This is a genomic window from Paenibacillus sp. FSL R5-0470 (genome assembly GCF_037975205.1).
Classification (GTDB): Bacteria; Bacillota; Bacilli; order Paenibacillales; family Paenibacillaceae; genus Paenibacillus_AQ.
Genome location: NZ_CP150238.1, coordinates 5368148 through 5391283, shown reverse-complemented (window position 1 = coordinate 5391283; position 23136 = coordinate 5368148). Strand labels below are relative to the sequence as shown.

Below are 23136 nucleotides of genomic sequence, written 5' to 3'. Positions count from 1 at the left end.
AGGGGGGCCTCGTATGAATAAAGAACGATCACCGCAAAGCAAGACGGTTGCTTGGACAGGGATCATCAGCGATGTTACTTTGGCAGTAGCTAAGGGGAGTTTTGGCTATATTTCAGGTAGCAAGGCTTTAATGGGCGATGCATTATATTCTGGAGCAGATGCTGCAGCTAAATTGGCGGATATTCTCCCATGGCGCTCTGAACAAAGCAGAAAGAGCAAGCAGCGGATAGAAGAGCGACGAGGGAATAAGGAGCCGCTTTTAGCTATACTTTTTTCGGTATTAATTCTTATGGGGGGGCTGCAAATCGCCTTCTCTGCAATCCGTGACTTAACCGAGGGACAGTCATCCACTCGCGGAGAACTTGCACTTGTAACTGTCTTACTATCTATTGTACTTAAAGAAGCTGTATTTCAATATCAATATCGGTACTTTAAAAAAATAGGTGATGGCAGTCATGCTGCTTATGCCAATAGTCATCGTTTCAGTTTGTATACTTCTATCACAGTATTAGTTGGGATATCGTTATCAATGGGGGGTACCTATTGGCATCCTCTACTCTATATGGACCCTATTGCTGCACTTTTAACAGGATGCTTAATTCTACGTAAAGGTTATTTGCTCATTGTTAATACTGTTAGTGTTAAGAATGCGCAGGAGCTACCTTCTGAGGAGGCAGCTAATTTTATTGAAACCGTACAACGTGTTCATGGTGTTATTCGTGTAGAACATTTGAAGGCACTTGAGCAAGGGAATTATGTGAATCTGCAAGTGAAGATCAGTGTAAATCCGCGTATTACGGTGATGGAAGCACAGGATATTTCGGAATGTGCAAGAAAGTTGCTGCAGCACAGGTTTGTTCATGTTGGTGAGGTACATATGGACGTAGTTCCTTATGATCCTGGCTATCCATACAAAAGTAATTATGAATTGGTGGATAATGATATTCCGACGCTGCTTCAGTAGTTCGCAAGGTGAGAGAAAGGTGAGCGCTATTGCTTTATTCAAGAACAAGATGGCAATCTCCGGCAGCCGATCCCGACGTCGTAAGGGATATGGCCCGGAGCCTTTCTATTTCTCCGCTCTTATCCTCACTATTAGTGACTAGAGGAATTGATACGCCACATGAGGCTCTATCGTTCATGGATGGCGGTGTGGAAGCTCCGCATGATCCGTTCCTTCTAAAAGGAATGGCCGAAGCGGTTCCCAGAATTAGAAAGGCTTTAAAAGAAGAAGAACATATTCTGATTTACGGCGATTACGACGCTGATGGTGTGTCCAGTACAGCATTAATGATTCATTTGCTGCGTTACTTAGGCGCTTCCTTTGATATTTATATCCCGCACCGTTCTAATGAGGGCTATGGGCTGCATAATCATGCTTTGGATTGGGCTTTACAGCAGGGTGTATCCTTGATCATTACTGTAGATACTGGCATTAGCGCCTATCATCAGATTGCTTACGCTAATGAACTCGGGATTGATGTGATTGTTACGGATCACCATGAGCCACCAGAGCTTCTCCCAGAGGCTTATACGTTGATTAATCCGAAGCTGCCCGACTGCCCCTACCCGTTCAAAGGATTGGCAGGTGTAGGTGTAGCTTATAAGCTCGCCCAGGCTATGCTAGGGGAGGAAACTCCCGAAGAATGGGCAGAGATAGCTGCTATCGGTACTGTAGCGGATTTAATGCCGCTGCTGGGTGAGAATCGTGAGATTGTTCGAAACGGCTTGGTGAGTATGCGAAAATCTCGATTCCCAGGTATTCGTGCCTTACTCGATGTTAGCGGCGTAACCATGAGTACTGTGAGCGCGGTTAATATCGCTTTTGGAATGGCGCCTCGTATCAATGCGAGTGGTCGTCTGGATCATGCTGGACGGGCAGTGGCGTTGCTTACAACCGAGCATACTGATGAGGCAGAGCAACTGGCTGGGGAGCTTGATCTGCTTAATAAAGAACGCCAATTGGTCGTAGAAAGAATTGTAGTGGAGGCCACTGCAAAACTGGAGCAGATGACTCAGGGTGGAGAAATACCAGACATCATAGTCCTTGCTGAACAAGGTTGGAATGTGGGTGTGGTAGGCATAGTGGCTTCCAAACTGCTGGAGCGTTACTATCGACCTATAATTATTCTGGATATTCATCCGGAGACCGGCATGTGCAAAGGTTCTGCCCGCTCTATTCCTGGACTTGATATATATGCGGCCTTATCCTCTTGTTCTAACTTAATGGATCATTTCGGTGGTCATCCAGCAGCTGCGGGAATGAGTCTGCATCGGGACAGCTTAGAAGCCTTCGCTGCGGCATTAAATGAATACGCTGCTACTGTGTTAACACCGGAGCATTTCGTTCCTGTTACTTCTGCTGATGCAGAAGTGTCGATTTCCGATTTGTCCCTACAGACCGCGCTTGAATTGGAAAGGCTTGCACCTTTCGGGATGTCGAATCCATTGCCAAAGTTCATCATTCGCGGGGCTACAGTGAAAGAGACACGCACCATGGGGCAAGAAGGAAAACACTTGAAGATCGTCTTGCAACAGGGTAAGAGTACGATCGAAGCCTTGGCTTTTGGTAAAGGGGATTTGGCTAAGCTGCTCCCTGTGGGCACCCCGATCAATGTGCTGGCTGAACTGTCGATCAACGAATGGAATGGCTCAAGGAAACCACAGCTGATGCTACAGGATTTATCAGTTCAGGATGCTCAATTATTTGATCTTCGTGGTGCTGCTGACGCTGTACGGCAGGCTGCGCATATTAGAGAGCTGCTGCTTCCCTATAGTGGTGCTGGCCCTTATCGTGCTGCAGCAGTATTTCAGAGTGGACGTATGTCTTCACAGGCTGAATTGATAGGAATGTCCTTCTGGGTATATGATAAAGAAGCTGGCATTAGCGCCGCTATTAAGGATGATTCGATTCAGGAGTCAGGGCATGTCTCACTGTTATGTCTACTGGATATGCCGGAGACTCCTGAACAACTAGACGCGTTACTGAAGGCTTTTCCTAATGCTGATAATATTGCGTTATTGCATTCTATAAAGGATGGCCGAGAACGACTTATCATTCCGACACGGGATCATTTTAAAATACTCTATAAACTGCTGGCTTCGATCACTGCTGTTGCAACGCCAGAACATGAAGTGCTGCTGCGGCTAAGTCGACAATCCTCATTAAGTATTCGAATGCTTAGTAATATGCTAGATGTGTTCGAGGAGCTGGATTTTATCGAAAGAAGTCACGGAAGTGTGACCTTTATTACGCAGCCTACAGCTAAAAGCCTTACAGCATCAAGACATTTTGTCAGACTGGGGCAGATGGCGGAAATGGAGCAGTACTTCATGGAAGGTAGCTTGTCTGAACTGCAGGATTGGATGTTATCACGCCGTTTAGGCGTATCATAAAGACTAAACAAAACAAAGCAGACGCTTACGAAGTAAGTTTTGCCGAACCGGACTCAAAGTAGCATATGCTAACAAAACAAAGCAGACGCTTACAAAGTAAGTTTTGCCGAACCGAACTCAAAGTAGCATATGCTAACAAAACAAAGCAGACGCTTACGAAGCAAGTTTTGCCGAAACGGACTCAAAGTAGCATATGCTAACAAAACTTTTAGGAGATGAAAAATTTGGATTTTAAAGATAGTATTCGCGTGATTCCTGATTTCCCAAAAGAAGGTATTAGTTTTAAAGATATCACCACCTTGTTAAAAGACGGTGATGCATATCGCCAGGCAATTGATGCCTTGAAAGCTCTTGTATCCCACTTAGAAATCGATGTGATCGCTGGACCGGAAGCACGTGGTTTTGTAGTTGGTGCACCTCTTGCTTACGCATTGGGCGTAGGCTTTGTGCCGATTCGTAAGAGTGGTAAACTGCCGTATGAGACTATCGAGGTTGGATATGATCTTGAATATGGCAAAGACACACTTGCTGTTCACACGGATGCTATTAAGCCTGGACAAAATGTATTGATTGCTGATGATTTGTTAGCAACAGGAGGTACTATAGCTACTTCGGTTAACCTTGTGGAGCAGCTTGGTGGTAAAGTGGTAGGTGCAGCGTTTTTGATTGAATTGGTTGAGCTTGCTGGACGTAATAAGCTTTCTGGAATTGAAGTTATTACATTAGTTGATTACGAAGATTAATACGATAAACTTGTCTTTTCCCGGGAAATAAATCGGGATTTATGTATCGAATAATGTGGAAAAGTGCAAACAATAGCAATTCTCTGTTACTACTAGCGGAGGGTTGCTGTTTTTCGATTTTTTGGTCAAAAGAGATACGAAAAAAGACTGCCCAATCCATAAAATGGATCTGGAGCAGTCTTTTTGAATTATTAATTCATAAATAAATTAGTGAGCAGCTTTATCGCTTTCTCCACCTTCATTAGACAGTCCAAGAACTTCAATAAGTTTGAAGAATAGGGCTAGAACGATACCAACAATCGTAGCTAGAGCCATACCACTGAGTTTTACGCTACCCATAGTAAGGGTTGTACCACTAATTCCGACAACAAGCACCAACGTAGCCATAATCATGTTAGTGGCTTTGGAAAAATCAACTTTTTGCTCTACGAAGATTCGTAGACCGGATGCGGCAATTACACCGAACAACAGTAGTGATACGCCGCCCATTACAGGTGTTGGGATATTAGCGATAACGGAGGAGAAAGTTCCGGAGAACGATAGCAGAATCGCAATCACTGCTGCGCCACCGATCACATATACAGAATAAACTTTAGTTAATGCCATAACCCCGATATTCTCACCGTAGGTTGTATTTGGAGTAGAACCGATAAAACCGGAGATAATTGTAGATATCCCGTTACCCATCAGGGAGCGGTCAAGTCCAGGGTCTTTAGCCAGATCTCTGCCAACAATATTGCTGGTTACAAGTAAGTGTCCAATATGTTCAACGATTACTACTAGCGATACTGGGATGATAGTCAGGATTACATTCCAATCGAAGGATGGAGTAACAATGGTAGGGTGCGCTAAAAAATTCGCATTAGATATTGCAGCCGTATCCACCATTTTCATAATATAAGCTAAGCCATAACCAGTTACAATACCGATGAGGATGTGAATGATTTTTGGGAAACCGCGGAAGAGTACAGCTCCAATTACGGTTACGCCCAGTGTCACCATAGAAAGTGTGATTGCTTTGCCATCTGGAGTCCAGTCTGCAACTGCAACACCTTCAGGGGCAATAAGTCCTGCCATTCGCGCGGCAACAGGCACAAGTTCAAGTCCGATCGTTGCTACGATAGCTCCCATTACTGCTGGAGGGAAGACAACATCGATCCATTTTGTTCCTGCATAACGGATGATCAAAGCAACGAGCACAAAGATAACACCTGTGATGATGAAAGCGCCCAAAGCAAGCGAGTACCCTTTCATATGATCATCTTTATGATCAGCAAGCACTGATAATACGGGTGCGATAAATGCAAAGCTGGAGCCAAGGTAGGCAGGTATTTTACCACGGCAAATCCAAATGTATAGCAGTGTGCCGATACCGTTCATCAGCAAAATCATGCCAGGGTCAACCCCGAACAAGTTAGGTACTAGCACTGTACTGCCAAACATGGCGAACAAATGCTGTAGGCTTAATAGAAAACCGGGGCCCCATGGAAGTTTTTCATTAACTTGAATTTCGCGTTGCAATGGAGTTCACTCCTCTTTCTTAATGGATATGATGTTGTCCAGCGAAAATCCGCCTTTACTAGATTAAATAGAACTGGACATTTTTACAACAACATTTTCACAAGTGTTATTAATTTGTCCGATTTTCATAACTTTTACTTCTTGAGTACCATGAGATGGCAAGTGTTGACGTAATCCCTCGTAAGCGTCATAATTATAGACAACTTTGAACAAGAGCGTAAGTTGCTTGCGAAATGATTGGAACCTGCAGATTTCAGAATGATTGCGGGTTCATTTTATTATAGAAAGGAAACGGATACGACGAGAATGGGCATAGAGCGATTAATTGATAAGGCTGGCGCCTATATAAAAGATAAAGATCTTCTCCGCATCCGGGAAGCTTATGAATTTGCCGATCAGGCTCATCACGGGCAGATCCGCAAGTCGGGGGAGCCATACATTCTGCATCCGCTGGCGGTGGCAGATATTGTCGTCAATATGCAAATGGATGTTATATCTATTGTTGCGGCGCTTTTGCATGATGTTGTGGAAGATACGACGGTCTCATTGGAACAAATCCGCGCGAAATTTGGCGATACCTGCGCGATGCTTGTCGATGGCTTAACTAAGCTGGAACGCATCCGTTTTCGCTCAAAGGAAGAGCAGCAGAACGAGAATTACCGTAAGATGTTTATTGCGATGGCGCAGGATATCCGGGTCATCGTTATCAAACTAGCGGATCGTCTGCATAATATGCGTACGTTAAAGTATCAATCTGAAGAGAGCCAGCGACGTATTTCTTACGAAACGCTGGAGATTTTCTGTCCTGTGGCTGATCGTTTGGGGATTTCCGCGATTAAGTGGGAGATGGAGGATATTGCGCTTCGTTACTTGAATCCGCAGCAGTATTATCGCATTGCTAATCTAGTGCATAAGAAGCGGGCTGAACGTGAGCAATTTATCGACAGCGTAATTGGCCGTATTCGTGCCAAGCTGGATGAAATGGGCATTGAAGGTGATCTTTCAGGTCGTCCGAAGCATATCTACAGTGTCTATAACAAAATGAGTACGAAAAACAAACAGTTTAATGAGATCTATGACCTGCTGGCCATCCGTATCATTGTGGATAATATCAAGGATTGTTATGCAACCCTCGGAATTATTCATACCCTTTGGAAGCCAATGCCAGGTCGATTTAAAGATTATATAGCTATGCCCAAAGCCAATATGTATCAATCTTTGCATACTACAGTGGTAGGTCCTGGCGGAGAGCCAACCGAAGTGCAAATTCGCACTTGGGAAATGCATCGCACGGCTGAATTCGGGATAGCAGCACACTGGGCATACAAAGAAGGAACCAGCAATAATGTGAATCCTGAGAATCGGATGCCTTTTTTTCGCGAAATATTGGAGCTTCAGCATGAGGCCAAGGATGCCGAAGAGTTCGTAAAATCACTCAAAATGGACTTTTTCTCGGATCTTGTGTTTGTGTTTACGCCTAAAGGCGAGGTTATTGAGCTTCCTGCGGGTTCTGTACCACTTGATTTCGCATTCCGTATTCATACGGAAGTGGGTAATCGTACGATTGGTTCTAAGGTGAACGGGCGGATCGTACCATTGGATCACAAGTTGAAGACGGGCGATATTGTAGAGATACTGACATCGAAGCATTCGTACGGACCAAGCCGCGACTGGCTCAAGATTGCTCAATCTTCACATGCGCGAAGCAAAATTAAGCAATGGTTCAAAAAAGAAAAACGTGAGGAAAATGTCGAAAAAGGTCGCGAAGCGATTGAACGTGAGCTGAAGCGTCTGAATGTCGAAGTTTCCGAGTGGATTTCTGATGATAAGCTTTTAGAAGCAGCGAAGAAATTTGCTTTTAACGATGTTGAGGATATGCTGTCTGCCGTTGGATTTGGTGGGATTACCGCTTCGCAGATTGCTTCCCGTCTGACGGAAAAGCTGCGCAAAGAGCAGGAAGAAGCTGCTAATCATTTAGAGCTTACTTCAGAGATGAAGGAGATCAAGTCTTCCGGCGAAAAACGTAATCAACCGACCAATGGTGTTAGTGTAAAGGGAATTGAAAATTTACTTGTCCGTTTTGCACGATGTTGTAATCCGGTACCGGGTGACGACATTGTAGGGTATGTTACACGGGGCCGGGGTGTATCTGTACATCGCCAGGATTGTCCTAACATTCCGGGTGAAGGTGACGGAGAAGAAGCAGCAAGGGTGATTGAAGTGGAATGGGAAGGTACGATGGAAGCAAACTACAGTGTGGATATTGAGATTACAGGTCATGATCGTAATGGACTGCTCAATGAAGTGCTGCAGGCAGTTTCCGAGAGTAAAACGAACATTTCTGCGGTCACTGGGCGCTCTGACAAGAATAAAATGGCAATGATTCATATGACCATTCTCATTCGTAACACGGAACATCTGCAATCCGTTGTAGATAAAGTGAAACGAGTCAAGGATGTATATACAGTGAATCGGATCATGCAATAGGGCAAGGAGCGGAGTAGTACGATGAGAGTTGTAGTACAGCGTTGTAAGGACGCCAAAGTAACCGTGGATAAGGCAGTGACCGGAGAAATTGGCAAAGGCTTAATGCTGCTAGTTGGCGTTACGCATGAGGATACAGAAAAGGATGCCAAATATTTGGCGGATAAAATAGCAGGACTACGAATTTTTGAAGATGATGCTGGTAAAATGAACTACAGTGTCACAGAGACTGAGGGAGCAATTCTTTCAGTATCCCAGTTTACTTTATACGGGGATTGTCGTAAGGGGAGACGGCCGAATTTCATGGGAGCAGCAGCTCCCGCGGAGGCCGAGCGACTTTATGATTACTTTAACCAAGAGCTTAGAACTGGCGGCCTTCAAGTGGAGACGGGGGTATTTGGAGCGATGATGGATGTGTCACTGACCAATTGGGGCCCGGTTACTCTCATTTTAGATAGCCGCAGTTAATGAAAAAAATGTCGAAGATTGCTTCCTATTTATCAAGACCTTAATCAAAAATTTCAAATTCAAAAAGCGTTCAACATATTAGTCGTGACTAATATGTTGGACGCTTTTTTGTTATTGTAATATTCGGTCTCCGTTGGTGTAATGAACATATTAATCTTGTTAATCACTTCAACACTAGCCGATAAGTCGTGAGTTTGGGCTTATTATCCACAAATGTGCTCGTCGAGACCATTAGTTGCTTGCCGGAAGGGCTCCAGGCGACGGTTGCGACATCCTGGAAATCGCCGAGTTGCTCGATCTTACCGGTCTTCGCATTCGCAACGTAGACACCGTTCATGCCGTCCCTGTCCTTGTTATACACGGCGAACGCCAAGTACGAGCTATCTGGGGACCAATCGAAAGCGTACATCTGAGTCGTCACGGCGAGCTTAGTCCGCTTCGAGGTGTCGTTCGAGTTCATGAGGAACAGCGTGCGTTCCGTATCCCCCGTACTCTTCAGCATGGCTAACTGATTGCCGTCAGGGGACAGCGACATTCTCCAGACGGATTTGTCCACGATCGTCTCTTTCTTCGTCTCCAGATTGTAGGCCGACAGTGTGTTATCGGGATTAGGGTTGACGTAGAAGAGCGTATTCCCGGTCTTCGCTGCATAATCGAACATGACGTTTTTATCTTTGCTAAGCAATACCTCGTCTTTACTAACTGTCCCAACCTGCAGAATAGCACCTTTACCGTTGCCGACGATCAGATGGCTGGAGTCTGTCCACTGGCCCCATTCTTGTCCGCCCTTATCCTTATCCGTGATTATTCGGCTAGTTCCGGTTGGCACATGCACAAGGACACCGCGGCCACCGTCCATCATGAACGAGGTGTTTTCATGGAAAAAGACATATTGGCCGTCCGGCGAGACAATCGGACTCTCATGCACGCGGTCTTCGCTCGGTTTCAGCGCCTTGACCTGCTTCGTTTTCAAATTGTAAATGTACAGCTGGGCAGGCTTCATTGGACCAGAGTCGGAATCAATCTTCTTCGCGTCCGGATTCGTCTGGGCAATTAACAATTCGTTCTCATTCAGCCAATCTTGCGCATACAGGCCGTCAAGTCGCTCGAGTTGATCCATGGTGATTGGTTTATCGGTTTGCGAATCAGGCTTCTCTGGCTTGTTCTTGTCGATGACGGTAACTGGTGGGCTATTAGTTGCTCCACCGCCGTTACTCTGTGTTGTGCTGCTGCAGCCTGCGATCCCAACCGCTAGTAATACGATCCCAACTTGTTTCATCTTCATGAATGATGTATCTCCTTCTAAGCTGTGTTATAAATCTGATAAGAGTGTACCAACAGGATGTCTCCACAGTATTTCGAATTGTTTCCAAGTTGTAAACGGATCGAGACTTGGAGAAGTGAGGAGTTGGGACTTATACAGAATCATGATTATAGAGGGAAAACTGTACTTCAAACACGCTCCCAGTGGAGTCAGACCGCTTTAATTGTATGATTCCTCTTTGCTTCTCCACCCATTGCTGAACGAGAGCAAGTCCCAAGCCGCTTCCTTTCGTTTCTTTTGAACGCGCCTTGTTCGCGGTGTAGAAGGGTTCAAAGATTCGCTCCTGGGATTCGAAAGGAATGCCAATTCCCGTATCAATAATTTCTATCTTTGCGTGATTCTGTTCGGTATACAATCGAATATTGATGCTTCCACCGGGGAGGTTGTATTTGATCGCGTTGTCCAGTAAATTAACGAAGATGTGTATTAAACTCTCGCGTTCCGCCCATATGGTGGCAGGTACTGTGTGAAGCTGAATGGTTAGTCCGAATTTGTCAGCCTTGCCTTTCATAAGAGAGACGAGCTCGTCCAGCACGATATCAAGTGACACGGCTTCAGCCTGATATTCGAATTCGTACTTCTCCAGTGAGGCAAGGCGCAGCGCGTTTTCCACTAGCTTGTGCAGTCTAGACGATTCCTTGCGAATGCTTTCCATCGCTTGCTGAAACAGTAAAGGATCATCTGGGTACAGTTCCAGTAGATCGGCATATGCAGTGATAGAAGTGAGAGGTGTCTTAAGTTCATGACTAATATTGTTAATGAATTGCTTCTGTTGCTGCTCCAATACTTGTAGCTTGTCTACGACAAGCGATAGCTTCACTTTCTCCGTTTCTAACTTCTTCATACTCGATTCGATCTCACGGCTCATGCTATAAATGCCCTCGCTTAATTCGCCAAGTTCATCCTTACGGACTAGTGGTGCATGATCAATATACGCTCCTGCTTCGATGTTGTTCGCTGTCTGCTTGAGCAGAGTTATAGCTTTGGATTGTCGGTAGACATAGAGGAAGCCGAGCAGGAAGCTGGCGAGCAGAACGGTTGACCCGGATAGGATGAACATTGTTCTTGTCTGCCGGTAAAAGGCGTGCAGCTCGCCCACGGGTCTCTGGAATTCGGCTACAGCGATCAGTTGTTCCTCGAACATGATGGGTGTGAAATAATATAGCACGTCCTGAACGTCCGAATAAGCAACCTTGCCCTGAAGTGCATACTGCAGCGCATCCGGCATAGTGGGGGAAGGAACGAGAGGCAGCGAATTCCCGATCTCGATACCGGTCTCATCGTACAGTCGGACGTGCAGTCCGTTGGATTGCCCCAATAGATTGGAAAGATCCATGCCACGATACTTCATAAATGCCTTCAAGCTGACCTGTTCCCCGGACAAGTAGCTCATCTTCACCGTCAATTCGGCGCGGTTCGCCATCTCCGCCATTTCACGCTCCAGTCCAGTACGTTGGTTGTGACGGATACTGCGTAGTACTAGCACACTAAGCACGCTCACCGTGAACAACAGCAGGCCGGCGAGCAGCAGAGAGAACTTCCATCGTAAGCTCACCCTCATAAGGACTCCCGGGTGGCCTTGTAACCTACTCCGTATACGGTCTGGAGTAGACGTTGACCTTCGTCGCCCAGCTTACTGCGGATTCGCTGTATATGAATGTCGACAGTGCGCGTGCCCCCGTCATAGTCGAGCCCCCAGACAAGATCTAGTAGTTCCTCGCGTGTGTATACCCGTTCCGAATGGAGGACGAGCAGGTGTAGCAGCTCGAATTCTTTGGGCGTCAGCCCCACCTTCTCACCGGCCACCTGTACGTCACGATGTGACGGGTTCACTGTCACCGCACCAATCATAATTGGACTGTCGGAGGGAGTGTGTTCCGCGCTTTTCTCGACTCGACGGTGCAGCGCTCTAACTCGGGCGACGAGCTCCCGAATATCGAACGGCTTGGTCATATAATCATCTGCACCCAGCTCTAGGCCTAGTACTTTGTCTACAATGTCGTTCTTGACCGTGAGCAATAGGATGCCAATCCCTCTCCGGTTCTCTAGCCGACGGCACACATCATAACCAGACTGCCCTGGCATCATAACGTCCAGTACGAACACTTGCGGCTGGAACGATTCGACGAGCCTAAGCGCGGCTTCGCCGTCAGCGGCCGTTTCGACCTGAAAGCCTTCCCGCCGCAGTGCATAGGCGATCGCTTTCACGATAGAGCATTCATCGTCTGCGACAAGCACTCTTTTATCCATGCTGTTAATCCTTTCCACCTCGCTATTGTTGTATTGATACGCCTATTCTACATATTGCGCTCAGCAAAAGCGAACCAATTGGGGGTTTGAAAGCAAACACCAGCTCAAACGGAAATTCCGAAATTCCAGTCAGCCTCCTTCTTCTGATGGCTACAAGTATCCTGCGCGTAAAAGTCTGCTTGTTTCTGTTGTGTTGTAAGTAGAATCTTGCGCGGATAGAGCCTCTTGGAGCTGGATAAACTAAAGGTAGACAGTTATCTCGCACGATGCAAGGAGCTTAGTAATGAGACATTCACAGAAGGCATGGGTATGGAGAAGTATCCCGGCACTAGCGACAGGGAGTCCTGTAGAAGCCTATGCATTAGCCAAAAAGACGGAAGATGATATTGAATCTCAAGTGATCAAAGGAAGAAGCCGTAATCTCTTACCGCGTACCTGAAATGGGTGGTGGAGGCGGCTTTTTGATGCGGTTAACCGGGGATATTTTCTGATTAGAGGTTAGAAATCATTGTGATAAGGGTAATAGACGACAAGAAAGATCAATAAGTACCTATTCATTTGCACAAGCAGAGAGGAGAACTTATCACATGAGTAATGTTGCATTTTTACTAGCTAATGATTTTGAAGATTCTGAGATGAAGGTCCCTTACGATGAAGTTATAAAGGCAGGACATCAAGCTGACATTATTGGTTTAAAGAAGGGTGAGACCTTACTAGGCAAAAAGAAGGAAGTCTCCTACGCAGCCGATAAAGCTATAGCTGACGTTCAAGCAGGTAATTATGACGCGATAGTAATTCCTGGAGGTTCTTCCCCAGAAAATTTACGGCAAAATGCAGATATTTTGAAGTTTGTGAAAGAAGCAAACGAAGCTGGTAAGCCTATCGCTTCTATTTGCCACGGACCCCAAATTCTGATCAGTGCAGACTTGCTTAAAGGACGTACCATCACCTGTTATCCTCCGTTGAAAGATGATGCTGTGAACGCTGGTGCGGAGTTTAAAGATGAAGAAGTGGTAGTTGATCGTAATTACATTACTTCGCGTACCCCGAAAGATGAGCCTGCCTTCGTTCGTGAAATATTGAAGGTTCTGCAATAGCAATTAATAACACAGAGTCTTATAATCTAAAGGAGGTAATGGTAATGACCAGAAAAATCCAAGCATATTTTAGAACGGAAAATGAAGCAGAAGGTGCTAAAATAGCATTGATTAGTTACAAGGTAGATGGCTTGGAGGTATGGCCACTCACGGACCCTATTGGGGAAGATCGTAGAATTCTGTTTCCGATAGCCCCGTTTAGTAATACGACGTTAGCCGCAGGTACAGTGGGGACGCTTGGAACGGGTAGCACTCCGGCAGCTGGAGCTATGTTGGCCCCTGGTGTTGCCGCCTCCGAAACGCGTGATGAGCCTGAGACCCATTATAGCGTGGATGAAGACCAGGTTAGTGCGGATGTAGCAGATGGAGAGCTCGAAGATGGGGATTTAAGTAAACTTCGTTATGTGATGGACCTAAGTGTTGCAGAAGAGAATTATAATGAGGTTGTGGAAACCCTTCGGGGCAAAGGAGCATTTGTAGAGCAATTCGATTGACAACAATCTATTAAAATAAACCGCTTTCATGAATGTAATATAATCGTAATATTACATACATGTTTCCTTAATATAGCGTGTTTATAATAAAGGCATGACCCCCTTTTTAATAATATATGATGATGGACCTGCAGCATTTGGCTGCAGGTCATTTTTTTTGTAACGGTTGAAGTTAAAGGTCAAAAGTTGAAAGTTGTCGAATTTTTTATTCATCTTCGCATTTCCTGCCTTGACTTTAGCGCAGTAGTTCAGTAGAATTTAAAAATATACGATTTTATCATATGGTTTTGATGACGGGAACAAGTAATTCGAGGACCCACAACTCCAGAGAGGAATCCCCTGTAGATTCAGATGATATCCAGTACAATGGATGATCTATCGTTTCTGCTTGGCTGCAAGGATTCTGTTGATGAGCGAATGAATGACCTCCCCGAGAACGTACGGCGAAAGTGGGCAATGTATATTGCCGCTATCAGTAGCCGTTATGCGTAGGCGGGCGTTAACCGCTTTGAGCGGATTCAGAATGGTTCTGATCCGGAATGTGGGTGGTACCACGGGTGTATTATTGGTTATGATAATCCCTCGTCCCTGTTTTTTATAAACAGGGCGGGGGATTTTTTGTTTTGTTTAGCATGATGAAGTGATGAAGAGAGCAGATTTAGAGGGGTATTTTTTAGGAGGGATAGACTGTGGCTAAAGAAAGATTCGAGAAACCTACAGGAACGCAGGATGTGCTTCCGGGAGCTGTGGAGAAATGGCAGTATATTGAGGGGAAGGCTAGAGATTTATGCCGTCGTTTCAATTACCGTGAAATCCGTACACCGATGTTCGAGTATACGGGGTTATTCGAGCGTGGAGTAGGCGAAACAACGGATATTGTAGAAGGCGAGATGTACACGTTCAAGGATAAAGGCGATCGTGATCTGGCGCTGCGTCCAGAAGGAACGGCTGGTGTCGTTAGAGCTTATGTTCAGAACAAGCTTTACGGTGAACCTGATGTAAGTAAGCTGTATTATATCGGACCTATGTTCCGCTATGAGCGTCCACAGGCAGGTAGATATCGTCAATTCCATCAGTTTGGTATTGAGGCTTTTGGAGCTGTGGATCCGGCTATTGATGCGGAAGTAGTCTCCTTAGGCTATCAATTCTATAAGGATCTTGGCCTTAAGGATGTAAGAGTGGAAATCAATTCTGTCGGTAACGCACCTAGCCGTGCAGCTTATCGGGAGAAATTATTGGGTTTCTTAAGACCAATGAAGGATACCCTTTGCAGTGACTGTCAGCGTCGTATTGAGCGTAATCCGCTTCGCGTGCTGGATTGTAAGGTAGATCAAGATAAATTTACAGATGCGCCTTCCATTTTGGATAGTCTGGACGAAGAGTGCACGACTCATTTTGAAAAGGTGAAGATGCACCTTGATATCATGGGTGTGGAATTCACCATTAACCCTCGACTTGTAAGAGGACTGGATTATTACACGCATACAGCGTTTGAATATAAAGCAGCAGGTATTGGTTCGATTGATACCGTGGGCGGCGGAGGCCGTTACAACGGTTTGGTTGAAGAAATTGGTGGACCGGATCAACCGGGTATTGGTTTTGGGATTGGACTTGAACGAATTCTCCTCATTTTGGAGGATCAGAAGGTAGAGCTGGAGACGGCGAAGCCACTGGATGTGTACTTCGTAGCTCTCGGTGAGGAAGCTGATATCGAAATCTCTAAGCAGCTATATATTCTGCGCAGCCAAGGGTTCTCAGCAGAACGTGACTACCTAGGCCGAAAAATGAAGGCACAGATGAAATCCGCAGACCGTATGTCGGCACGTTATACTGCGATTCTTGGCGAAGATGAGCTGAAGAATGGTGTAATTACCGTGAAGTCGATGAATACAGGGGAGCAACGCACCGTGAAGCTGGATGAGCTGGGTCAGGCACTGGTTTAGACCATCTGACTAACGTCTTATGGTGACTGTATAGAGAAAGATTAAAAATGTATTTTTAACCATGAAGGGGAATGATAAATTATGCAAAGAAGTCATCAGTGTGGACAATTAACACCAGAACATATTGGACAGACGGTAACCTTGAACGGATGGGTGCAGACTCGCCGTGACCTTGGGGGCGTATTATTTATTGATCTGCGTGACAGAAGCGGTATTGTACAAGTTGTATTTAACCCAGACTACTCTGGCGAAGCCTTACAAATTGCTGATAAGGTTCGTAGTGAATACGTCCTGGCTGTTAAAGGTAAAGTTGTTAAACGTGATGAGGAAACCATTAACCGCAACCTGCCAACAGGTGAAATTGAAGTGCAAATTACGGACATTGAAGTGCTGAACGCAGCTAAGACACCTCCGTTCTTCATCGAAGATGGTGTGGAAGTAGACGAGTCTCTGCGTCTCAAATATCGCTATTTAGACCTTCGTCGTCCGGAGATGCAAAGAACCTTGCTGCTTCGCTCGAAAGCTTCTAAGATTTTCCGTGATTTCCTTGACAGTGAAGGATTCATCGACGTAGAAACACCGATCCTAACTAAGAGCTCACCGGAAGGCGCGCGTGATTATCTGGTACCAAGCCGTGTGCATGAAGGCGAATTCTTCGCATTGCCGCAATCTCCACAAATCTACAAGCAATTGTTGATGGTCGGCGGCGTTGAGCGCTATTACCAAATTGCTCGTTGTTTCCGTGATGAAGATTTGCGTGCTGACCGTCAGCCTGAATTCACTCAAGTCGACATTGAGACTTCATTCCTGTCACAAGATGAATTGCTTGGTATGATGGAGAAGCTGATGCAGCGTCTGTTCAAGGAAACTGTAGGAGCAGATATTGAGCTTCCGTTCCAACGGTTGACTTATGCTGATGCTATGGGCAAATACGGTTCTGACAAACCTGATCTGCGTTTTGGATTAGAGCTTGTAGAAATGAACGATATTGTTGCTACTAGCGGTGTTAAGGTATTCGCTTCTGTAATCGAAAAAGGCGGCGAAGTGAAATGTCTAAATGCTAAAGGCTGTGGCACTTGGACTCGTAAAGAAATCGATGACCTTGGACCTTATGCTGCTCGCTATGGCGCGAAAGGCTTGGCATGGATTCAAGTGAAAGACGGGGAATTCAAAGGGCCGATTGTGAAATTCTTCTCCGAAGAAGAAATTGCGGCTGTGAAGGAACGTACAGGCGCTGAAGAAGGCGACCTTCTCCTCTTCTCCGCTGATAATAAAAAGGTTGTAGCAGACGTTCTAGGCGCCCTTCGTGTTAAAATTGGACGTCAGCTCGGTCTGATTGACGATAACGTGTTCAAGTTCGCTTGGGTAACAGACTTCCCACTCCTTGGATATGACGAAGATCAGAAACGTTATGTAGCAGAACACCATCCGTTCACTCGTCCACGTGAAGAGGATCTGCATCTATTTGACACAGATCCAGGTGCGATCCGTGCACAAGCTTATGACATCGTTCTGAACGGTTATGAAGTAGGCGGAGGCTCCATGCGGATTTACAAACGCGAAGTACAGGAGAAAATGTTCGAAGCCCTTGGATTTACGAAAGAGGTTGCTTATGAGAAGTTCGGCTACCTGATGGATGCGTTCGAATATGGTACACCTCCACACGGTGGTATCGCTTTCGGTTTAGATCGTCTAGTTATGCTGCTGTCCGGTCGTACAAATCTGCGTGAAACCATCGCATTCCCGAAAACGGCAAGTGCAACAGATCTACTTATGGATGCACCTTCACCAGTAGATGGTTCACAATTGGAGCAGCTGCACATTAAGCTGGCGCTTAAACCGAAGAAAGAAAAAGAATAATTAACTAATCGAAGCGGGCGAGGCAGATTTCTGCTTCGCCAAAGCTTTTGAAGGAGGCTGAACCTCATGCTACATCAGTTCTCACGCACGGAACTGGCGATCGGACCGGAAGGTCTGGAAATAATGAAGAACAGCACGGTAGCGGTGCTTGGCATCGGCGGTGTTGGCGGTATAGCAGTTGAGGCTTTGGCGCGTACCGGCATCGGCAGACTGATTCTGATAGATAAGGACACTGTAGACATCACCAATGTAAACCGCCAGATTCATGCACTCACAACTACGGTTGGGCAGAAGAAGGCTGAACTGATGGTAGACCGTGTGAAGTTGATCAATCCGGAATGCGAAGCGATTGCGCTCAACATGTTCTATACGGAAGAAACCTATGAGGAATTGTTCAAATTAAAACCTGATTATGTACTTGATGCTTCGGATACGATTATTTATAAGGTTCACATAATCAAAGAATGTCTGTCTCGTGGAATTCCAATGATCTCAAGCATGGGCGCTGCCAACAAAATGGATCCTACAAGATTCCAGGTAGCGGACATTTCCAAGACAACTTATGACCCTATTGCGCGTGTCATTCGTCAGAAGCTGCGTAAGGAAGGAATTAAGAAAGGCGTGAAGGTGGTTTTCTCTACGGAGCCGCCAATGAAGCCACGTCAGGATGTTACGGATAAGATCGTTCCGGAGAATGCGCCGGATCGACGTAAAGCGAAACAACCACCAGCTAGTAACGCCTTCGTTCCGCCGGTAGCAGGCCTGATCATGGTCAGTGTTGCCGTGCGTGATTTGCTTGAGGCTGGAGGCGTCAGCGTGTAAGTGAATCGCTGAGCTGAAGCTGTTTCAATTATAGCGATAGTAGTAGTAAAATGGACCAAAAGGGCGACCAGCTGAAATCCAGTTGCGTACGCCCTTTTGTTGTGGTTAACAGGCGGGTCTGCAAGATGCAGACCACAAATAGGCATAATAATTGAACCGGGATGAACCGTTGATTATAAGCCTTATTATCCGGGTAATATCCGCCTGCGGAACTTAATATCAGTGGAGGTTTTTGTACATGAAATCAAATTTTTGGCGAAATAGTGTAGGGCTTGCACCTGAGAATGACTGGAAACGGGAGTGGGCTGCAGGGATCCTTTCGTATTTTGCTTCGGTATACATTGTAATGGTGAATGCGACCATTCTTCATGACGCGGGTATGCCGCTTAGACCAGCAATGGTGGCTACACTATTGACTGCCATTACAGGCTGTCTACTGATGGCCTTCGGTGGGAAGACACCAATCATCGTGGTACCAGGGATGGGGATAAACGCATTTTTCACATACACACTTGTACATTCAATGAATTTAGGTTGGAGAGAGGCACTTACTGTAGTTGTAATAACCGGTGTGTTATTCGCTATCGTGGCCTTCACATCGCTTTATCGTATTCTAAGTGAGGCGATTCCTCAAAACCTACAGCATGCCATTACAGTCGGGATAGGGCTTTTTCTGACCTTTATAGGACTGCAAAAAAGCGGGATTGTGATTGCGCATCAGACCACGTTTGTTGCTATAGGACATTTTAGCGATCCAGCAGTTATCACTTCCTGTGTAACCTTATTACTCGCTTTAGTACTGTTTATCCGCGGGACCAACGGTGGTTTGCTTATCAGTATGCTGGTTGGTACAGGTCTAGCCTACTTGCTGGGAGCGGCTCACGCGCCTGAGAAGCAGGCATCCGGTCATGTATTTACGGGTTATGAAAGCTTATTTCTGGGAATGGACTGGAGCGGCATAGTGAGCCTTGTGTTCTGGATTGCTGTTTTCTTACTGCTCTTAATTGTTGTATTTGAAAATATTGGGCTAGTCGCCTCACAGACTATGATGGCAGGGCGTCCTGAGCGCTTCAAGAGTAGCTTACGAGCACTCTCTATTGCCAATATCGCTGCAGGTCTCTTCGGAAGCAGTCCTGTAGTAGCCGCTGCGGAATCTAATGCAGGTATTGCTGCAGGTGGACGTTCGGGACTGACCTCACTCGTGGCAGGACTGCTGTTCGGGGCGACATTCTTGTTCCTCCCTCTGCTCTCCTACATTCCAGACAGTGCTATCGCTCCGATCTTGATTGTAATCGGTGGGCTTATGGTACAGAATGTGCGTGAAATGGACTTGGGAGATTTAACAGAGCTCTTTCCTTCTTTCCTAATCATGGTCATGATTCCATTCACCTATAGCATCGTAGATGGTATGGCTTTTGGATTTATTACTTATCCGATCGTGAAGCTTGCGGTGGGCAAGGGCAAGGAAGTACCTCCTGCGCTGTATGGCATTGCGGGTTTATTTGTAGCTAACTTTATTTTGCAAGCTGTGCTGTAGTCGTATGTTCGCTTGAAAGATTTGGTATTTTAGTGCTGATTATGCTACAATGGGTATCCTTTTTGCGTGAGAAGAGGGAATGAGGAGAATGAAAATTTAAGCTCGATAAACTTTTAGGAGGTAACTGAAATTGGAAGACAACTTTCAAAGTGCCTATCAAGAGGAAGAAGACAGGCTGAATCAAGCGCTTACTGAGATTGACACCTTACTGGAGAAACTTAACCAGACTCCGGTGTACACGGGACATGATTATACGGAACAGGTGTTAGAAGCGAACCGTGATCAGAAGCGCAAAGATCTTGCCAAGCTTCGGCAGGAGCCTTATTTCGGACGGCTTGATTTTCAGGGCAATGATGAGAAGCAGCGGAAGGCACTCTATATAGGAAAAATCGGCGTAGACCGCGAGCAGGTAAGCGACCGTCCGCTAGTCATCGACTGGCGCGCACCGGTAGCAAGCCTGTTCTATTCGTTTACCGGTGGTACGGAGCCTGCCTCTTATGAAGCTCCTGAGGGGCTGATAGAAGGACTGGTATACCTCAAGCGCAACGTGGTGATCCGGAAGCAGATTCTGGAGCGGGTCGCAGATACGTACAACCGGGAGAGTGACGCACCTGTGGTGTCAGATGAGTTTCTCGTCTATCGCCTGGGTGAGAACAAAGATAATCGTCTCCGCGATATCGTATCGACCATTCAGGAGGAACAGGACAAGATTATCCGTGCCGCCAAAAATACAGCATTGATCATACAGGGCGTAGCGGGAAGTGGTAAAACTACAGTTGCACTACACCGTTTAGCCTTTCTGCTGTATCAATACAAAGATCAGGTCTCTGCAGAAAAAATGATTATTTTTGCACCGAACCGAATGTTTCTGGATTATATTTCGGATGTACTGCCTGAACTTGGTGTAGGAAATATTGCCCAGAGCACTTTCCCGGATTGGGCTGCAAATGTACTAGGTCTGGAGCTTCCAGAGCAAGATGCTACGGAGACGATGAACCGTTGGTTCGAAACTCCGGGCGGCATGCCTGTGATTACAGAAGAGACACCTGGACGCTTCAAGGGTTCTACGGTGTTGATGGGAATAATAGAGTCCAGCATCAAGCTATTGGAAAGCAGCTCGGTACCTGAGGGTGATTTTATCCCATGGGAAGGTGCTGTACTGCGCCGCTCCATGATCTTGCGCTGGCATAATGAGGAGTACGCTCCTTATCCGCCAGCGAAGCGTAAGGAACGTGTAATGGCACGGATACATCGCTGGATTGAGATGGAGCTGAAGAAAAGTCCTTCAGCTGCAGCTATGAAGGATCGCAAGAAAAAAGGTGCTGCACGAGAAAAAGCATACAGTGCAAAATGGCCTAAGTATGATCCGCTGACGATCTACAAGCAAATCTTTCGTGCGGCTAAAGTCCCGGAAGATTGGCCGGTGGATCCACCTGAGAATATTCCAGCAGCTGTGCTGAAGGAAACGGCAAAAGAGCTGAAAAAAGGGATTATACGTGAAGAGGATTTACCACCTCTGTTATATATTTATTATCTTTTGAATGGGAACGAAGGCGGCGCTCGTTTTGATCATGTGGTGATCGATGAAGCCCAAGATTTCTCCCCCTTCCAAATTGCGGTGCTGGATTTATACGTGCGTGGACATTCCTTTACCATTCTAGGCGATCTGTCGCAGGGTATACACGCTTATAAAGGCGTACACGCATGGGAAGAGATGCAGACCTTATTTGCCCCTGAGAACACGGCTTACCATGCGTTGACACGCAGCTATCGTTCAACCATGGAAATTATAGACTTCGCTAATGGAATTCTATCCTCGGGAGTAGAAAGTTCGTTGTTGGCTGTTCCTGTCTTTCGTAGTGGTGACCCTGTTCGGATGATCGCCTACGGAGAAATAGTCGGAGAACGGGAAGCTGAAGGAAATGCTCGTTTGAGCACTATACAATCGGCACTGAAGTCCCTGTCTGGAAGGGAATATCGTACGGTGGCTGTGCTGACACGTAGTCTACGTGAAGCCACAGAGCTGTATGCTGAACTAGAGCAGCATTTTGAAGATATTCATCTGATCGACGGTAGCATGACGCAATATCAGGGTGGATTATCGGTACTACCTGTGTATTTATCTAAAGGATTGGAATTTGATGCGGTCATCTTAGCAGATGCCGATCAAGACCATTACGGAGCGACAGCATGGGATGCGAAGCTGATGTATGTAGGCTGTACACGAGCGCTTCACGAGCTGTGGTTACTCCATAATGGGGAAATGCCTTCCTATGTGCAAACGGCGGTTGAAAGCGATTCTGAGGGGAACTAAGTCTGGTGGAGAACAGTTATAACTGTTTTTGAACTTGTAACTCCCCTACGGGTATGGCTTAATAATAAGTGTCCGGCCGGGCAAGAACACTTCTGGAAGGAGGCTGAGTGAAATGATTTCAGTATACGAGGTGGTTTCCGTCTAAGACGGAAACCCGCTTAAAGCGAGGAGGCCGTAAGGCCTCCTTATTTCAAAACATGAGATATAAGTACCGATTATTCATTAGGATTACGAAATGTGAATTAGAATGTAGACGCTACCAAGAGGTTTTTATATAATGAAATTACGGATTTTTCCAAATATGAGGAGAAGAAAGGAGGCAGGTGACGTGGAAATTACTTTATCAGTAGTTGACGGACGCATAGGAACACACCTGTTGAAGGAGGAAATGCAAGTTGAGTTATGTAAATGGGAAGGATGTGCTCCCCCCTGGCTTGCTCAAAGAGCTTCAGGGATACATCCAAGGTGAACTGCTCTACATCCCGAAGAAAACGGAAGAGCGGGTTAGATGGGGCGAGAACAGCGGTTCGAGGAAAGAGATAGCAAACCGCAATGAGGAAATTTTCAGTTGTCATCGAAAAGGCGATTCCGTAGCAGAGCTTCAGAAGAAGTATCATCTGTCGGAAGAGAGCATTCGGAAAATTATATCAAAAATGCGGCTGGCAATAAATTGCTAGCGTACAGTTCAAGCATAAACGCCTTTGGCGTCCCTATATGGACGGTAAGCGTTTATGCGAGAAATAATAAGGATAAAGTATAGCGTGGAACCTATACTTTCGTATATTTTGAAAAAAGAGCATGGCTCCCGCCTTTCTAAGACGAGATCATGCTCTTTTTATTTTTTTGTGAAAAATAAGTCTATGGTATGATAATGGGAGATGTA

Annotated in this window: 19 protein-coding genes; 15 read left to right on the top strand and 4 right to left on the bottom strand. The window is 46.0% G+C overall.

From position 1 onward, the window contains the following. Positions 1 to 13 precede the first annotated feature (13 nt). The 3 genes from MKY99_RS23855 to MKY99_RS23845 all read left to right on the top strand — a co-directional run bounded on the left by MKY99_RS23855 (position 14) and on the right by MKY99_RS23845 (position 4139). Positions 14 to 964 (top strand): cation diffusion facilitator family transporter, encoded by a 951-nt coding sequence (locus MKY99_RS23855; protein ID WP_042191108.1) that lies wholly within the window; start codon positions 14 to 16, stop codon positions 962 to 964. Positions 965 to 993: 29 nt separating this feature from the next. Next, positions 994 to 3396, top strand: coding sequence for a single-stranded-DNA-specific exonuclease RecJ (recJ, locus tag MKY99_RS23850; RefSeq protein ID WP_339266684.1), 2403 nt, complete (start codon positions 994 to 996; stop codon positions 3394 to 3396). Between the two features lie 224 nt (positions 3397 to 3620). Further along, positions 3621 to 4139: an adenine phosphoribosyltransferase gene (locus tag MKY99_RS23845; protein ID WP_042191103.1), complete on the top strand. Its 519-nt coding sequence runs from the start codon at positions 3621 to 3623 to the stop codon at positions 4137 to 4139. 207 nt (positions 4140 to 4346) lie between these two features. Here the strand turns inward: MKY99_RS23845 and uraA are convergent, their stop codons facing one another. Beyond that, the gene (gene uraA, locus MKY99_RS23840) at positions 4347 to 5660 is read right to left on the bottom strand and encodes a uracil permease (RefSeq protein WP_042191101.1); all 1314 of its coding nucleotides are present in this window, start codon (positions 5658 to 5660) and stop codon (positions 4347 to 4349) included. 306 nt (positions 5661 to 5966) lie between these two features. Here uraA and MKY99_RS23835 point away from each other — a divergent pair, with 306 nt between their 5' ends. Further along, entirely contained in the window at positions 5967 to 8147 is a 2181-nt protein-coding gene (locus MKY99_RS23835; protein ID WP_149647662.1) for a bifunctional (p)ppGpp synthetase/guanosine-3',5'-bis(diphosphate) 3'-pyrophosphohydrolase, read from the top strand. A 21-nt stretch (positions 8148 to 8168) separates the two neighbouring features. Beyond that, on the top strand, positions 8169 to 8612 hold the full coding sequence (dtd, locus tag MKY99_RS23830; protein WP_339266681.1) for a D-aminoacyl-tRNA deacylase: 444 nt from the start codon (positions 8169 to 8171) through the stop codon (positions 8610 to 8612). Between the two features lie 163 nt (positions 8613 to 8775). Here dtd and MKY99_RS23825 read toward each other — a convergent pair whose 3' ends face one another. The 3 genes from MKY99_RS23825 to MKY99_RS23815 form a co-directional block, all read right to left on the bottom strand. Next, positions 8776 to 9897, bottom strand: a complete 1122-nt coding sequence (locus tag MKY99_RS23825; RefSeq protein ID WP_339266679.1) for a hypothetical protein — start codon at positions 9895 to 9897, stop codon at positions 8776 to 8778. A gap of 130 nt (positions 9898 to 10027) precedes the next feature. Beyond that, the gene (locus MKY99_RS23820; protein WP_339266677.1) at positions 10028 to 11491 is read right to left on the bottom strand and encodes a HAMP domain-containing sensor histidine kinase; all 1464 of its coding nucleotides are present in this window, start codon (positions 11489 to 11491) and stop codon (positions 10028 to 10030) included. Positions 11492 to 11493: 2 nt separating this feature from the next. After that, positions 11494 to 12186 (bottom strand): response regulator transcription factor, encoded by a 693-nt coding sequence (locus MKY99_RS23815; RefSeq protein ID WP_339271773.1) that lies wholly within the window; start codon positions 12184 to 12186, stop codon positions 11494 to 11496. A 283-nt stretch (positions 12187 to 12469) separates the two neighbouring features. Here MKY99_RS23815 and MKY99_RS23810 point away from each other — a divergent pair, with 283 nt between their 5' ends. From MKY99_RS23810 to MKY99_RS23765, 10 genes are all read left to right on the top strand, one after another. Further along, positions 12470 to 12625 (top strand): hypothetical protein, encoded by a 156-nt coding sequence (locus MKY99_RS23810; protein WP_156113176.1) that lies wholly within the window; start codon positions 12470 to 12472, stop codon positions 12623 to 12625. Between the two features lie 148 nt (positions 12626 to 12773). Further along, positions 12774 to 13283 carry a type 1 glutamine amidotransferase domain-containing protein gene (locus MKY99_RS23805; protein ID WP_339266674.1) on the top strand — a complete coding sequence of 170 codons (510 nt, stop codon included), beginning with the start codon at positions 12774 to 12776 and terminating at the stop codon, positions 13281 to 13283. A 44-nt stretch (positions 13284 to 13327) separates the two neighbouring features. Further along, the gene (locus MKY99_RS23800; RefSeq protein ID WP_076284836.1) at positions 13328 to 13777 is read left to right on the top strand and encodes a hypothetical protein; all 450 of its coding nucleotides are present in this window, start codon (positions 13328 to 13330) and stop codon (positions 13775 to 13777) included. A 351-nt stretch (positions 13778 to 14128) separates the two neighbouring features. Beyond that, positions 14129 to 14269, top strand: coding sequence for a hypothetical protein (locus MKY99_RS23795; RefSeq protein ID WP_339266673.1), 141 nt, complete (start codon positions 14129 to 14131; stop codon positions 14267 to 14269). Positions 14270 to 14466: 197 nt separating this feature from the next. Continuing rightward, positions 14467 to 15720, top strand: coding sequence for a histidine--tRNA ligase (gene hisS, locus MKY99_RS23790; protein WP_042191091.1), 1254 nt, complete (start codon positions 14467 to 14469; stop codon positions 15718 to 15720). An 81-nt stretch (positions 15721 to 15801) separates the two neighbouring features. Further along, positions 15802 to 17580, top strand: coding sequence for an aspartate--tRNA ligase (gene aspS / locus MKY99_RS23785; protein WP_042191089.1), 1779 nt, complete (start codon positions 15802 to 15804; stop codon positions 17578 to 17580). A gap of 66 nt (positions 17581 to 17646) precedes the next feature. Further along, a complete protein-coding gene (locus MKY99_RS23780; RefSeq protein ID WP_042191088.1) occupies positions 17647 to 18402 on the top strand; it encodes a tRNA threonylcarbamoyladenosine dehydratase in 756 nt (251 codons plus the stop codon). A gap of 238 nt (positions 18403 to 18640) precedes the next feature. Further along, positions 18641 to 19939, top strand: a complete 1299-nt coding sequence (locus tag MKY99_RS23775; RefSeq protein WP_042191085.1) for an NCS2 family permease — start codon at positions 18641 to 18643, stop codon at positions 19937 to 19939. A 130-nt stretch (positions 19940 to 20069) separates the two neighbouring features. Next, positions 20070 to 22253, top strand: a complete 2184-nt coding sequence (locus MKY99_RS23770) for a UvrD-helicase domain-containing protein (RefSeq protein ID WP_339243265.1) — start codon at positions 20070 to 20072, stop codon at positions 22251 to 22253. Between the two features lie 395 nt (positions 22254 to 22648). Continuing rightward, complete coding sequence (locus MKY99_RS23765) at positions 22649 to 22930, top strand: CD3324 family protein (RefSeq protein WP_042191081.1); 282 nt, start codon at positions 22649 to 22651, stop codon at positions 22928 to 22930. Positions 22931 to 23136: the final 206 nt, after the last annotated feature.